Below are 13,589 nucleotides of genomic sequence, written 5' to 3'. Positions count from 1 at the left end.
TTACAGCCCGTCGAGCATCGCTTTGTTACGTACAGCGCCCTTGTCGGCGCTGGTCGCCAGCAAGGCATAGGCTTTCAGTGCGGTGGTCACTTTACGTGGGCGCACTTCAACCGGTTTCCAGCCTTTCTTGTCTTGCTCTACGCGGCGCGCAGCCAGTTCTTCGTCGCTGACCAACAGGTTGATCGAGCGGTTCGGAATGTCGATCAGCACCTTGTCGCCGTCCCGTACCAGGCCAATTGCACCGCCGGCAGCGGCTTCTGGGGAAGCGTGACCGATGGACAGGCCCGAGGTGCCGCCGGAGAAGCGACCATCGGTGAGCAAGGCGCAGGCTTTGCCCAGGCCCTTGGATTTCAGGTAGGACGTCGGGTAGAGCATTTCCTGCATGCCCGGGCCGCCTTTCGGACCTTCGTAGCGAATGATGACGATATCGCCTTCTTTCACTTCATCGGCAAGGATGCCGCGCACGGCGCTGTCCTGGCTTTCGAAGATCTTCGCGTTGCCTTCGAAGACGTGGATCGACTCGTCGACACCAGCAGTTTTCACCACGCAGCCGTCGAGGGCGATGTTGCCGTACAGCACGGCCAGGCCGCCTTCTTGCGAGTAAGCGTGCTCGACACTGCGGATGCAGCCGTTTTCACGGTCGTCGTCGAGGGTTTCCCAACGGGTCGACTGGCTGAACGCGGTTTGGGTCGGGATGCCTGCCGGACCGGCCTTGAAGAAGTGGTGCACCGCTTCGTCGTTGGTCTGGGTAATGTCCCACTTGGCGATGCCTTCAGCCATGGTCTTGCTGTGCACGGTCGGCAGGTCGGTGTGCAGCAAGCCGCCACGGGCCAGGGAACCGAGGATGCTGAAGATCCCGCCGGCGCGGTGCACGTCTTCCATGTGGTACTTCTGGATGTTCGGCGCGACTTTGCACAGTTGCGGAACGTGGCGCGAAAGACGGTCGATGTCGCGCAGGTCGAAATCGATCTCGGCTTCCTGGGCAGCGGCCAGCAAGTGCAGGATGGTGTTGGTCGAGCCGCCCATGGCGATGTCCAGCGTCATGGCGTTCTCGAACGCCTTGAAGTTGGCGATGTTGCGTGGCAACACCGACTCATCGTTCTCGCCGTAGTAGCGTTTGCACAGTTCGACGATGGTGCGGCCGGCTTGCAGGAACAGTTGTTCACGGTCGCTGTGGGTAGCCAGTGTCGAACCGTTACCAGGCAGCGCCAGGCCGAGGGCTTCGGTCAGGCAGTTCATCGAGTTGGCGGTGAACATGCCGGAGCATGAACCGCAGGTCGGGCAGGCGCTGCGCTCGTACTCGGCGACTTTCTCGTCAGAAGCGCTGGAGTCGGCGGCGATGACCATGGCGTCGACCAGGTCGAGGCCGTGGCTGGCGAGTTTGGTCTTGCCGGCTTCCATCGGGCCGCCGGAGACGAAGATCACCGGGATGTTCAGGCGCAGGGCGGCCATCAGCATGCCAGGGGTGATCTTGTCGCAGTTGGAGATGCACACGATGGCGTCGGCGCAGTGGGCGTTGACCATGTACTCGACGGAGTCGGCGATGATCTCGCGGCTCGGCAGCGAATACAGCATGCCGTCATGGCCCATGGCGATGCCGTCATCGACTGCGATGGTGTTGAATTCCTTGGCAACGCCGCCAGCACGTTCGATCTCGCGGGCGACCAGTTGGCCGAGGTCCTTGAGGTGGACGTGGCCCGGTACGAACTGGGTGAACGAGTTGGCAATGGCGATGATCGGCTTTTTGAAGTCGTCATCTTTCATCCCCGTGGCGCGCCACAATGCGCGGGCGCCGGCCATGTTGCGGCCGTGGGTGGATGTTTTCGAGCGGTAATCAGGCATGGAGCACTCCGGGCGGCTAAGCAGGTATCAAAAGGGGAGTGAGCTTCTATTGACCTCGGGAACACTCAGAAATGGCCGTGTGTCCGAAAGTTGCCGATGACTTTGCGGGATCGCCGCGCGCCTCAGCCTGAGCTCATAAACCCGCCGGGGGATGACTGGCGATGAATCGTTCGATTCTACACCGCTGGCGGCTGGAGGGAACGGGGCAATACTCAGGGCCGGCGGCTTTGTTTAGACTGGCGACCTTTTGCCCTTCCCCCACTCCAAAGGAACTGGAATGCCCGGTCTCAATCGTTTTCTTGGGTTTTACCTGCTGATCGGCCTGATCCAGGGAATCGTATTCTTCTACTCCGACCAGCTCTATCGCGTGAGCGAAACGCTGTTTTTTGTCACCTGCACCGTGGTCCTGGTGGGCGGGACAACGTTGCAGTTGCTCGGGGAGAAAGTCCGACAGTGGCGCTCTCTGCTGCCTACGCTGGCGTTCACCCTGCTGATGGGCGGTATGACGCTGTGGGTCTGCTACGGCCCCGAGCATGTCGTCAGCAGCCGCTGGGCGATCAACTCCTGGTTCATCAGCCTGGTGTTGCTGAGCTATGTCTGCGCCAGCTTCCTGTTCGCCTGGCCCGCCGTCAAAGGGCAGCGCTGGCGCTATGAAGACTTGTTTCAGCAAGCCTGGAACAGTGTGTTCATCGTGCTGTACGCGCTGATTCTGGTGGGATTGTTCATGTTGTTGCTCAAGCTTTGGAGCCGACTGTTCCTGATGTTGGGCATCGAATTTTTCGAGCGCCACTTCTGGAGCCAGGTGTTCCTGTGCTTCAGCCTGCCGCTGGTGTTCGCGTCAGGCATGTACTTGGCGGCGCGCAGCGAGAAAGTCATCGGCCAGATGCGCGGCATGTTGTTCAGTGCCTGTGGATTGCTGTTGCCGTTGATTGCTCTGATCAGTGTGCTGTTTACCCTGACCTTGCCTTTCACCGGGCTTGATCGGATTTGGGCCACGGGCTACTCCACCCCGATTTTGCTGGTGTTGGCCGGCGCTCAACTGTTCTTGCTCAATGGCGTTTTCCAGGAGGGCGTCCAGACTCGGCCGTACCCCAAATGGTTGACGCACTTTATCGAGTTGAGCCTTTTGTGCTTGCCGGTTCTCGCCGCCTTGGCGTTTTACTCAAGCTGGCTGCGGGTCGAGCAATATGCCTTGTCGCCGCAACGTTTCGTCGCGCTGGCGCTTGCCTTGCTGTGTAGCTTGTACGGCCTGGCGGCGGTGTGGGCGGTGGCCTTGCGCTCGCCGGCCTGGCTGGGCAACTTGCGTGTGACCAACCCGGCACTGGCGTTGCTGTTTTGTGGGCTGTTGGTGTTGATCAATACGCCGCTGCTCAACCCGGTACAGCTCAGCGTTGACGATCAGGTGCGGCGCTTGCTCGATGGGCGCACCAAGGCTGAGGCGTTTGATGCGCACTACCTGCGGTTTGGCCTGGAGAAGGCCGGTGAAGAGGCGTATGCCAAGCTGCAAGTCGATCTGGATCAGGAGAGCATTCTTGATCCGGACGCACGCCGCGCGTTGCGCGAGAGGATGGACGACACATCGCTGAGTTACAGTGAGCAGGATGCAAAGGAGCGGTCCCGACGACCCAAGCCCGAACTGGAATGGATCGGCCCCAAGCCCAAAGGCAGTGAGCAGTTTGCCGAGATCAGTCTGAACACCGATTCGCCTTGCGAGTCCGGCTGCGTGCTATGGGCGGTCGACCTCGACCAGGACGGCCAGAACGAGGTGTTGGTAGTGCCTCGCACCATTTTCCGCCACGATTTCAAACCGCCGCGCATTTATGCCCTGGACGGGAAAGGCGAGTGGGACGATCGCGGCCCTCTGGTGTGGACGCAACTCCCCGAAGGTTATGTTGACACCGAGACGCTGATTAACGATATCCGCGAAGGCAGGATTTCGTTGGTCAAACCGCGTTACAGACAATTGCAGTCCAGCGATATGCTGCTCACACCAGTGATTCGAGAGCCTTAGCGGCGGCCTGTTCGGTGATTGGTCAGTAACCCCCATAGGCTGAGCCCAATGAAACTGAAGGCGATGGTCATGAGTAGATGATCGCCAGCCTGGGCCAATGCCGCACTGCTGACGGCGGCCGTGAGGAACATAATGCTGTTGCCCGCCGAGGCTGCCGTGCCGGCGCTGCTGGAAAACAGCAGCATCGCCGCAGAAATCGCGGCGGGTCGAACCAGGGTGACGGCGAGGGCGCTGATGAGCATCGGGATCAGCAGAGTCACGGTGGTGATGACATCAAAGCTGAGGATCAGCGTCAGCAGCACACCCGCGACGCAAAGCAATCCGAGGCCGATATTGATTTGCCGGGACAGCGCGATGCGTTTTTGCAGATACGAGGCCGCCACACCGCCAAGCAGATAAGCCACGCCGTACACCATCAGCACCAGTGCGTACTGGTATTCGGACAGTTTCAGCGCATCCATGAAAATCAATGGCGTCACGCTGATCAGCGCGAAGTAGCAGGCGAATACCAGCGCGGCGATCCACCAGTAGCGCAGGAAGTCTCCATTACGTATGACGGCTTTCAGCGTGCCGATGATCGATGAGGGCTCGCGGTGCGGGCTGGCGGACTTGGAGGGCAGGATGCAGAACGCATGGATCAACATGCCCAGCGCCATCGCGGCGAACCCGTAGAAGCTACCTTGCCAGTCGAATGTGGTTTGCAGCCATGAGCCGATCAGCGGCGAGAGTGCGACGAACGAACCGCTCAAGGTCATGTAATAGAGGCGCACGCGGGCACGGTCTTGTTCGTCGAACAGGTCCTCCACCAGCGCGTGGCCCAGGACGAAGAAACCACAGCCTATGGCTTGGACACCGCGAAACAGTAGGAAGGCCAGGTAGTTGGGGGCCAGTGCACAACCAATAGCGCCGAGGATCGACAGGGTAATGCAGCCGATCAGGACTTCCTTGCGGCCCCATTTATCCGATAGCGGACCGGCGATCAGTTGGGAGATCGAGAAGACGAGCGTGAACAAGCTGATGGAGAGTGCGACTTCTGCCGTTGGCGTATCGAACCTGGAACCCAGGGCAGGAAAAGAAGGCAGCAGGATGTTGATCGGGAAAAAGCTGATCAAGGAAATGCAGGTGATGAGGATGAAACGGGAGAGTTGTTGGCGCTTTACGTCGCCACTGATTGAGGGTGAACAGGTGGACTCAGACATTGTTTTTGTTTTCCGGAGTAAATCCAGAAACCGATACTAGTCTGCGAAAAATGGAATTCAATCAAAAGTAACGTAGGAGGCTTCCCGTAGTAATGCGGGCCGTCGCTGTAGGAGCGGGAAAACCCGTTCCTACAGCGAGTTCAGCCATCAGCTGTTAGGTAGCAGTCGGCAAGTAATGCTCTTGATATACCGCGTCTCGGCAATCGCCGGGTGCACCGGGTGATCCGGACCCTGACCGCCACGTTCCAGCAGCTGGATGTTGCGGTCCAGGTGACGGGCGCTGGTCAGCAGGATGTTCTGCAGATCGTCTTCGGGCAGGTGCATCGAGCACGAAGCGCTGACCAGGATGCCGTCCTTGTTGAGCAGACGCATGGCTTGCTCGTTCAGGCGACGGTAGGCGCCTTCGCCATTCTTCATGTCTTTCTTGCGTTTGATGAAGGCTGGCGGGTCGGCCACGATGACGTCGAATCGTTCTTCGTTGGCTTTCAGCTCTTTCAGGGCTTCGAACACGTCGCCTTCAAGGCAGGTTATTTTGTCGGTGAAACCGTTCAGTGCGGCGTTACGCTCGACACCATCGAGGGCAAAGGTCGAAGCGTCGACGCAGAACACTTCACTGGCACCGAAAGCGGCAGCTTGCACGCCCCAGCCGCCGATGTAGCTGTACAGGTCCAGCACGCGTTTACCTTTGGCATAGGGTGCCAGGCGCGCGCGGTTCATACGGTGGTCGTAGAACCAGCCGGTTTTCTGTCCCTGGATGACCGGTGCTTCGAACTTCACGCCGTTCTCTTCCAGGGCAACCCACTCCGGCACCAGGCCGAAGACGGTTTCGACGTAGCGGTTGAGGCCTTCGGCGTCACGGGCCGCAGAGTCATTCTTGAACAGAATGCCGCTTGGCTTGAGCACTTGGGTCAGCGCAGCGATCACGTCGTCCTTATGAGCTTCCATGGTCGCCGAAGCGATCTGCACCACCAGGATGTCGCCGAAACGGTCGACCACCAGGCCCGGCAGCAGGTCGGAGTCACCGTAGACCAGGCGGTAGAACGGTTTGTCGAACAGGCGCTCGCGCAGGGACAGCGCAACGTTGAGGCGGTGCACCAGCAGCGACTTGTCGAGCGGCAACTTGATGTCGCGCGACAGCAGGCGAGCGCAGATCAGGTTGTTCGGGCTCATGGCGACGATGCCCAGCGGCTTGCCGCCGGCAGCTTCGAGAATCGCTTGGTCGCCAGCCTTGAAGCCGTGCAGCGGGGTGGCGGCTACGTCGATTTCGTTACTGTAGACCCACAGGTGGCCGGCGCGCAGGCGACGGTCGGCGTTGGCTTTGAGGCGCAAGCTTGGCAGGGACATGACGTCGCTCCAGGTGAAAAAAAAGAGCGGGATTATAGCGCTAGATGGGAGGCGCAGCGCGGTTGTTTCTGGGCGTTGCGTCGGACAGATCGCCCATGTGGCGGATTTTTTCCGCTAGAATCGCCCCTTGGCCCAGAGTGAGTACGTATGTCCCAAGAGCTATCTTCCGAACAGATTCAACAGGCCCTGCAAGGCATCAGCGTGCCGCCTCAGCCGCAAATCATGGTGGATTTGCAGATGGAGCAGTACATGCCGGACCCGGACCTGGAAGTGATTGCGAAGTTGATCTCCCAGGACCCGGGCCTCTCTGGCGCTTTGTTGAAGATCGTCAATTCGCCGTATTACGGGCTGAGCAACAAGATCGCCTCGATCCAGCGCGCGGTGAACCTGCTGGGCAGTCGTTCGGTCATCAACCTGATCAACGCACAGTCGATCAAGGGCGAGATGAATGATGACACCATCGTCACCTTGAACCGGTTCTGGGACACCGCCCAGGACGTGGCGATGACCAGCCTGAGCCTGGCCAAGCGCATTGGCTCGCAAGCGGTGGACGAGGCTTATGCGTTAGGCCTGTTCCACGATTGCGGCGTACCGTTGATGCTCAAGCGATTCCCCAACTATATGTCGGTGCTGGAAGAAGCCTACGCCAGTGCCAACGCCGAGTGCCGGGTGGTGGATACCGAGAACCGTGTGCTCAATACCAACCACGCCGTGGTCGGTTACTACACTGCGAAGTCCTGGCGTCTGCCGGAGCATGTGACCGACGCTATCGCCAATCACCACAATGCGCTGGCGATTTTCAGCGACGAATCATCCCGTAACAGCCAGTTGAAAAACTTGCTGGCGATCCTGAAGATGGCGGAACACATTTGCGCGTCGTATCGGGTGCTGGGCAATCAGACCGAAGACCACGAGTGGGATAGCATCGGGCACCTGGTGCTCGATTATGTCGGTCTCTCGGACTACGACTTCGAAAACCTCAAACAGACGATTCGTGAGCTCGGCGCTCACCACTGAGTGTTAGGGGCTGTTGACGTTTGGTGGCATCCGTCGCGGCCGCCACCAAACGTCAACAGACCCTAGACCTTTCCTGAACCGAGTGCGCCATGCCTGAACTGCCAGAAGTCGAAACCACCCGTCGCGGTATTGCCCCGTTCCTTGAAGGGCAGCGCGTCAGCCGCGTGATTGTGCGTGATCGGCGTCTGCGCTGGCCGATCCCCGAGGACCTCGATGTGCGGCTGTCCGGGCAGCGCATCGTGTTGGTGGAGCGACGTGCCAAGTATTTGCTGATCAACGCCGAGGTCGGCACGTTGATCAGCCATTTGGGCATGTCGGGAAATTTGCGTCTGGTGGAAGTCGGCTTGCCGGCGCTCAAGCACGAGCATGTGGACATCGAACTCGAATCCGGCCTGGCGCTGCGATACACCGACCCGCGACGTTTTGGGGCGATGCTCTGGAGCCTCGATCCGCTGAATCACGAATTGCTGGTTCGTCTGGGGCCGGAGCCGCTGACTGATCTGTTCGATGGTGAGCGGCTGTTCCAGCTGTCACGCGGGCGTTCGATGGCGGTCAAGCCGTTCATCATGGACAACGCGGTGGTGGTCGGGGTTGGCAACATTTATGCGACCGAAGCGCTGTTTGCTGCCGGGATCGACCCGCGCCGCGAGGCCAAGGGGATTTCCCGGGCGCGCTATCTGAAGCTGGCGATCGAGATCAAACGCATTCTGGCCGCCGCGATCGAACGCGGCGGCACCACGCTGCGCGACTTCATTGGCGGTGACGGCCAGCCGGGCTATTTCCAGCAAGAGCTGTTCGTGTACGGCCGTGGCGGTGAGCAGTGCAAGGTCTGTGGTAGCGAATTGCGGGAAGTTCGCCTCGGGCAGCGCGCCAGCGTCTTTTGCCCACGTTGTCAGAGCTGAGAATTCCTACGGTCTATAGTTAGTGGTCTGATTGCCCAGACGAAGGACCGTACCATGACATCGATTCGATCCCTTGCTGCCGCGCTGCTGTTGAGCATCGGCTTATCTGCCCAGGCGTCCGACGGCGGCAGTGGCGACCCCAATTACAGCATCCACAACCCACCGGCCTACGCGATGATCGGCGATCTGCTGATCGCCCGCCCGTTGCTGGTGGCAGCGACGGTGATTGGTGCGGGGGTGTTTATCGTGTCATTGCCGTTTACCGCGCTGGGCGGCGGGGTAGGCGATGCGGGGCAGGCGCTGGTGGTCGATCCGGCGAAAGCGGCGTTCGTCCGTTGCCTGGGGTGTATCGGGGAGGGTTTTGAGCAGCAGAACTGAATCAGCTGGATCATCGGTGTGGCTGATGGCCTCTTCGCGAGCAGGCTCGCTCCCACATTAGCTTTGTGGCGTCCACAACAAGTGTGTTCGACATAGATCCAATGTGGGAGCGAGCCTGCTCGCGATGGCGTCCTTACGGACACCGCATACTTAAGCCTTGCCGGTAAGCTTGCGGTACTTCTCCATCAACTGCTCTTGAGTCTCTGGATGCGCTTCGTCCAGCGGAATGCAATCCACCGGGCAAACCTGCTGGCACTGTGGCTCGTCGTAGTGGCCGACGCACTGGGTGCAGAGGTTCGGGTCGATCACATAGATCTCTTCGCCCTGGGAGATGGCGGCGTTCGGGCACTCGGGTTCGCAGACGTCGCAGTTGATGCAATCGTCGGTGATGATCAGGGACATTGGGACTGACTCCTGCCGGGGTAGTCTGCCCAGGCATCTGAAAACTGATGCGTACAATTGTGCCGCATCGGCGCCCGCAGTGCACGCAGGCGCGATGGACTGCAAGAGATTGCAGTCTGCGGCAGCGCTTACTTCTTGAAGCGCAGGGTCAGCGCGTCGGCCACGACAGGGTGGACGAACTTGGTGATATCGCCGCCCAGGGCAGCAATTTCACGGACCAGCGTCGAAGAAATGAACGAATAACGCTCGGACGGGGTAAGAAACAGGCTTTCCACATCCGGGGCCAACTGGCGGTTCATGTTGGCCAGCTGGAATTCGTATTCGAAATCCGATACCGCGCGCAGGCCACGCAGGAACACGTTGGCGTTCTGCTCTTTGGCAAAGTGCGCCAGCAGCGTCGAAAATCCGACGACTTCGACGTTCGGCAGATGTTTAGTGACCTCGCGGGCCAGCTCAACACGCTGTTCCAGGGGAAATAGCGGGTTTTTCTTCGGGCTGGCGGCGACGGCGATGATCACATGATCGAACAGGCGCGAGGCGCGTTCGACCAGATCGCCATGGCCCTTGGTAATAGGGTCGAAGGTACCTGGGTACAACACTCGGTTCATCGCGTCGTCCTGGCGGGAGTCCGTTGGGGAGTCGGATGGTATCGCAGCCTTCCCGGTCGGCCAAGTCGCCTTTGGGGTAAGAAAGCACTATAGACGATGCGAATTATGGGTTTTTTCATGGGTTTTTTAAACGCATGGCCAACGCTGTCGCCAGTTGCGCGGTCAGTCCATAGACCGACAATTGCGGGTTGGCGCCAATGCTGGTGGGGAACAGCGAGCCATCATGGATCGAAAGATTACTCAGTTGATGATGACGACCGAGACTGTCGGTGACGGCATTTTTCGGGTCTTCACCCATGGCACATCCACCCATCACATGAGCACTGCCCAGTCGAGTGCGGTACAGCTCAAGGCTCAGGCCGTCGACCAATGTGCGCACCTCGGCGAGGGTTTTCACGTAGCGCGCGTCGGCGTGCATCGGCATGACCGCGTTGGCGCCACCGGCAAACTGGATCTCGGCCATGCTATGAAACGCTCGACGTATCCCGTCCCAGGCATAGGCTGAGACCTGATAGTCGAGCACCGGTGAGCCATCGCCGCGCAATTCGACGCTGCCGCCAGGGCTGTCAGGGTGAAAACCGTCACGCAGCAGGGCCAGCATCGCGTGGGTGTGCGGCAATTGCTGCATGTGTCGAGCGTTCTCTTCGCCAAAGCCACCGAGCAAGGTCGCCGCCAACGCGGGGTGTAGCGGCGGCACTTCCAGCTTGTAGGACATTTTGCCGGTGGTGCCGTCCTGCCATTGAAAGTGGTCGGAGTAAATCGACTGCGGCGCGCCGTAGAACGGGTTGATCACCTCGTCGAACAGCCCGGCAGACATGTTCACCAGGTGCAGAAAGGTCCGCTTGCCAAGGCGCTCATGGGGATCCGGGGCTTTGGAGCGCAGCAACAATGCCGGGCTGTTGATGCCGCCACCGGCCAGCACATAGTGCCGCGCCTTGACGGTGATGCTGCGCCCGGTCGGCGCCACGCAGCGCTCATCCATTGCCACGCAGCGCAGGCCGGTGACGTTGTCATCCTTGATCAGCAATTGTTCGACACGGGCCAGATAGAGCAGCTCACCGCCTTTTTCCAGGGTCGCGGGAATGGTCGTGACCATCATCGATTGCTTGGCGTTGGTCGGGCAACCCATGCCGCAATAGCCGAGGTTCCAGCAACCGCGCACGTTGCGCGGGATCACGTGCCAGCTGTAGCCGAGCTGTTCACAACCTTTTTTGATCACATCGTTGTTGGCGTTGGGCGGGACCATCCACGGGGCGACACCGAGGCGCTGCTCCATTTTTTCGAACCAGGGCGCCATTTCCGCCGGGCTGTGGCCCTTGACGTCGTGTTCTGTGGCCCAGTGTTCGAGGGTCGGCGCGGGGGTGCGAAAACTTGAGGTCCAGTTGACCAGCGTCGTGCCACCGACTGCGCGGCCTTGCAGGATGGTGATCGCGCCGTCCTTGCTCATGCGGCCGATGCCTTCCTGATAAAGGCTGGAATAGGCCTGGTCTTCGAGCATCTTGAAGTCGCTGCTGGTCTTGAGCGGGCCTTCTTCGATCAGCAGCACCTTGTAGCCGGCGGCGCTGAGAATTTCGGCGGTAGTGCCACCACCAGCGCCACTGCCGATGATCGCAATGTCGGCCTCCAGCGTCAGATCATTGGCCAGTTGCGAGCCGTTGTAGGTTTTCCAGCCACGGGCCAGGCCTTCGCGGAACGGATCGGGTACGGGCATCTTTGGGCTCTCTTATTGTTTTGGATTCGGTGGTGATGCGGCTGCGGCCTTCGCGAGCAAGCGGAACGCGATAGGGACACCTCGGTCTCAAACGGCGGGCGGCCCCGGATACCCGCAATGTGCCCACGATTCGGCGCGTTTGTACCAGGCCATCATCACCAGTTGCAGGATCGAGCTGTGGCCCATGCGCAACAGGCTCAGCGAGCTGTTTTGCCAGCGCTGGAGGAATTGGCGGATGTCGTCGCTGCTGGCGTTTTCCCAGTGGCCCCAGATTCCGGTCAGTGGCCCGCGAGTGATAGCCATGCCGAGCACATCGAACAGTTGTTGGGTCAGCTTGAGCATTTCCGGCGACAGGTGATTGAGGTCATGGTCGAGCGATAGCAGGGTGCCTTCGACGGCGGCCGGGAGTTTTTCGACGGCCACGGCGCCGTCGAGCATCACCGGGATCAGCGCGCGCAAGAACGGCAGATCACTGCTGCGCAAAATCGCGAAACCGCTGGCCGGGCTGCTGGCCGAGCAACCACTGAGGCTGGCGCCAAGGCCGGCCGTGGTCAGGAAGGCCGTGGCGCAGAGACTGAATTTGAGCAGGCCGCGCCGCGTCAGCGCGGGGGATTCGGTCAGGCTTGGATGCATTATTGTTATTACCCGGTCATGAGGCGTCAGCGGATGAACAGCTTCTGGATCAGTTTCTGGATCGACTTGCCGTAAGGCGGATAAATCAGCTTCGCCGCGTTAAAGCGCTGCTTGATCAGCACGCCTTTGGCTTTGCTGAACGTCAGGAAGCCTTCATGTCCGTGGTAATGGCCCATGCCTGAAGCGCCGATACCACCAAACGGCATGTCGTCTTGCGCGACGTGCAGCAAGGTGTCGTTCAGGCACACGCCGCCGGAATGGGTTTCGTTGAGTACGCGGTTTTGTTCGGCCTTGTTGTAGCCGAAGAAGTACAGCGCCAGCGGACGTGGCCGCTGGTTGATGTAGGCGAACGCCTGGTCCAGATTCTTGTAAGGCACGATCGGCAGCACCGGGCCGAAGATTTCGTCCTGCATCACGGTCATCTCGTCGCTGACATTCAGCAGCAGGCTATGGCTCATGCGTCGGTCCTGATCCTGTTCGAAGACCGGGATCAGCAGCGCGCCCTTGCTGGTGGCATCGCTGAGGTAGCTGCGCAGCCGGGCCAATTGGCGCTCATTGATGATCGCGGTGTAGTCCGGGTTGTCCGCGAGTGTCGGGTAAAACCCGCGAACCGCCTGACGATAGGCTTCGACAAAGGAGCCGACCCGTTCTTCCGGGACCAGCACGTAGTCCGGCGCGACACAGGTTTGTCCGGCATTCAGGGTTTTACCGAAGGCAATACGTTCGGCGGCGTCCTTGAGCGGTACGTCGTGGGAAACGATGGCTGGAGACTTGCCGCCCAATTCCAGTGTCACCGGCGTCAGGTTCTCTGCCGCCGCACGCATGACATGTTTGCCGATGCTGGTGGCGCCAGTGAACAGCAGGTGATCGAAGGGCAGCCTGGAAAAGGCCACGCCGACCTCGGCTTCGCCCAACACCACGCACACCAGGTCTTCGGGGAACACTTTGGCCAGCAACGTTTTCAGCAGTTGCCCGGTGGCTGGCGTGGACTCGCTGAGTTTGAGCATCACCCGGTTTCCCGCCGACAACGCGCCGACCAACGGGCCGATGGCCAGGTACAGCGGATAGTTCCACGGCACGATGACCCCGACCACGCCTAGCGGCTGATAAACCACCTTGGCCGCTGCCAGCTGAAAGGCAATTCCTACCTTGCGCGGGGACGCTTTCATCCAGCCTTTGAGGTGTTTGCTGGCGTACTGAATGCCGTGCAGGCTCGGCATCAGCTCGGCGAGCAGGGTTTCATCGGCGCTGCGGTTGCTGAAATCCTGGCTGATCGCGTCGATCAAGGCCTGACGCTCGTCACTCAGCAGATCACGCAGTGCCTTGAGCCATTGCTGGCGTTGCGCCGCCGGCGGCATCGGGTGGGCCGCGTAGGCCTGACGCTGGGCGGCAAACAGATCGTGAAGCTCACTCAGTAGCTGTTGGGAGCTTTGCAGGTAGGCAATGTCGGCGGGCATGGTAGCTCCGGTTTTTTTTAGAATGAGGAAGTTTTTAGAGTCTATGCTCTAGAAAGTCAAATGATGTCCTCGGGAAGCGATGATT

The 13,589-nt window shown here is 60.0% G+C and carries 12 protein-coding genes; 4 read left to right on the top strand and 8 right to left on the bottom strand.

Features of this window, described 5'->3' with window-relative positions:
* Positions 1-1,842: a dihydroxy-acid dehydratase gene (ilvD, locus tag AC1DIH_RS09190; protein ID WP_145014284.1), complete on the bottom strand. Its 1,842-nt coding sequence runs from the start codon at positions 1,840-1,842 to the stop codon at positions 1-3.
* A gap of 277 nt (positions 1,843-2,119) precedes the next feature.
* Here ilvD and AC1DIH_RS09185 point away from each other — a divergent pair, with 277 nt between their 5' ends.
* The gene (locus tag AC1DIH_RS09185) at positions 2,120-3,853 is read left to right on the top strand and encodes a DUF4153 domain-containing protein (RefSeq protein WP_477771448.1); all 1,734 of its coding nucleotides are present in this window, start codon (positions 2,120-2,122) and stop codon (positions 3,851-3,853) included.
* On the opposite strand, the gene AC1DIH_RS09180 is transcribed toward AC1DIH_RS09185, so the two are convergent.
* Positions 3,850-5,052: an MFS transporter gene (locus AC1DIH_RS09180; RefSeq protein ID WP_054594489.1), complete on the bottom strand. Its 1,203-nt coding sequence runs from the start codon at positions 5,050-5,052 to the stop codon at positions 3,850-3,852. The genes AC1DIH_RS09185 and AC1DIH_RS09180 overlap by 4 nt on opposite strands.
* A 147-nt stretch (positions 5,053-5,199) precedes the next feature.
* Complete coding sequence (locus AC1DIH_RS09175; RefSeq protein ID WP_477771447.1) at positions 5,200-6,396, bottom strand: class I SAM-dependent rRNA methyltransferase; 1,197 nt, start codon at positions 6,394-6,396, stop codon at positions 5,200-5,202.
* 201 nt (positions 6,397-6,597) lie between these two features.
* Here AC1DIH_RS09175 and AC1DIH_RS09170 point away from each other — a divergent pair, with 201 nt between their 5' ends.
* The 3 genes from AC1DIH_RS09170 (at position 6,598) to AC1DIH_RS09160 (ending at position 8,693) form a co-directional block, all read left to right on the top strand.
* Positions 6,598-7,413 (top strand): HDOD domain-containing protein, encoded by an 816-nt coding sequence (locus tag AC1DIH_RS09170; RefSeq protein WP_347930089.1) that lies wholly within the window; start codon positions 6,598-6,600, stop codon positions 7,411-7,413.
* Positions 7,414-7,502: 89 nt separating this feature from the next.
* Positions 7,503-8,315, top strand: a complete 813-nt coding sequence (mutM, locus tag AC1DIH_RS09165) for a bifunctional DNA-formamidopyrimidine glycosylase/DNA-(apurinic or apyrimidinic site) lyase (RefSeq protein ID WP_054594486.1) — start codon at positions 7,503-7,505, stop codon at positions 8,313-8,315.
* Between the two features lie 54 nt (positions 8,316-8,369).
* Positions 8,370-8,693 carry a multidrug transporter gene (locus AC1DIH_RS09160; RefSeq protein WP_477771446.1) on the top strand — a complete coding sequence of 108 codons (324 nt, stop codon included), beginning with the start codon at positions 8,370-8,372 and terminating at the stop codon, positions 8,691-8,693.
* A 150-nt stretch (positions 8,694-8,843) separates the two neighbouring features.
* Here AC1DIH_RS09160 and AC1DIH_RS09155 read toward each other — a convergent pair whose 3' ends face one another.
* The 5 genes from AC1DIH_RS09155 to AC1DIH_RS09135 form a co-directional block, all read right to left on the bottom strand.
* The gene (locus AC1DIH_RS09155; RefSeq protein WP_019694109.1) at positions 8,844-9,095 is read right to left on the bottom strand and encodes a YfhL family 4Fe-4S dicluster ferredoxin; all 252 of its coding nucleotides are present in this window, start codon (positions 9,093-9,095) and stop codon (positions 8,844-8,846) included.
* Positions 9,096-9,223: 128 nt separating this feature from the next.
* Positions 9,224-9,703 (bottom strand): pantetheine-phosphate adenylyltransferase, encoded by a 480-nt coding sequence (gene coaD, locus AC1DIH_RS09150; protein ID WP_008019993.1) that lies wholly within the window; start codon positions 9,701-9,703, stop codon positions 9,224-9,226.
* Between the two features lie 115 nt (positions 9,704-9,818).
* Positions 9,819-11,414 (bottom strand): GMC family oxidoreductase, encoded by a 1,596-nt coding sequence (locus tag AC1DIH_RS09145; protein ID WP_477771445.1) that lies wholly within the window; start codon positions 11,412-11,414, stop codon positions 9,819-9,821.
* A gap of 87 nt (positions 11,415-11,501) precedes the next feature.
* Positions 11,502-12,047, bottom strand: coding sequence for a twin-arginine translocation pathway signal protein (locus AC1DIH_RS09140; RefSeq protein WP_477771444.1), 546 nt, complete (start codon positions 12,045-12,047; stop codon positions 11,502-11,504).
* 26 nt (positions 12,048-12,073) lie between these two features.
* Entirely contained in the window at positions 12,074-13,504 is a 1,431-nt protein-coding gene (locus AC1DIH_RS09135; protein WP_477771443.1) for a coniferyl aldehyde dehydrogenase, read from the bottom strand.
* Positions 13,505-13,589: the final 85 nt, after the last annotated feature.

This window comes from Pseudomonas sp. 05N36 (assembly GCF_056397385.1).
Note: the sequence above shows the minus strand (reverse complement) of the source record. Positions and strands in the feature narration are given on the sequence as shown.

Excerpts from the sequence above, each read along its gene's own strand:
- ilvD (WP_145014284.1), bottom strand. The coding sequence starts at position 1,842 with ATGCCTGATTACCGCTCGAAAACATCCACCCACGGCCGCAACATGGCC.
- AC1DIH_RS09185 (WP_477771448.1), top strand. The coding sequence starts at position 2,120 with ATGCCCGGTCTCAATCGTTTTCTTGGGTTTTACCTGCTGATCGGCCTG.
- coaD (WP_008019993.1), bottom strand. The coding sequence starts at position 9,703 with ATGAACCGAGTGTTGTACCCAGGTACCTTCGACCCTATTACCAAGGGC.
- AC1DIH_RS09140 (WP_477771444.1), bottom strand. The coding sequence starts at position 12,047 with ATGCATCCAAGCCTGACCGAATCCCCCGCGCTGACGCGGCGCGGCCTG.
- mutM (WP_054594486.1), top strand. The coding sequence starts at position 7,503 with ATGCCTGAACTGCCAGAAGTCGAAACCACCCGTCGCGGTATTGCCCCG.
- AC1DIH_RS09175 (WP_477771447.1), bottom strand. The coding sequence starts at position 6,396 with ATGTCCCTGCCAAGCTTGCGCCTCAAAGCCAACGCCGACCGTCGCCTG.
- AC1DIH_RS09145 (WP_477771445.1), bottom strand. The coding sequence starts at position 11,414 with ATGCCCGTACCCGATCCGTTCCGCGAAGGCCTGGCCCGTGGCTGGAAA.
- AC1DIH_RS09135 (WP_477771443.1), bottom strand. The coding sequence starts at position 13,504 with ATGCCCGCCGACATTGCCTACCTGCAAAGCTCCCAACAGCTACTGAGT.
- AC1DIH_RS09155 (WP_019694109.1), bottom strand. The coding sequence starts at position 9,095 with ATGTCCCTGATCATCACCGACGATTGCATCAACTGCGACGTCTGCGAA.
- AC1DIH_RS09180 (WP_054594489.1), bottom strand. The coding sequence starts at position 5,052 with ATGTCTGAGTCCACCTGTTCACCCTCAATCAGTGGCGACGTAAAGCGC.
- AC1DIH_RS09160 (WP_477771446.1), top strand. The coding sequence starts at position 8,370 with ATGACATCGATTCGATCCCTTGCTGCCGCGCTGCTGTTGAGCATCGGC.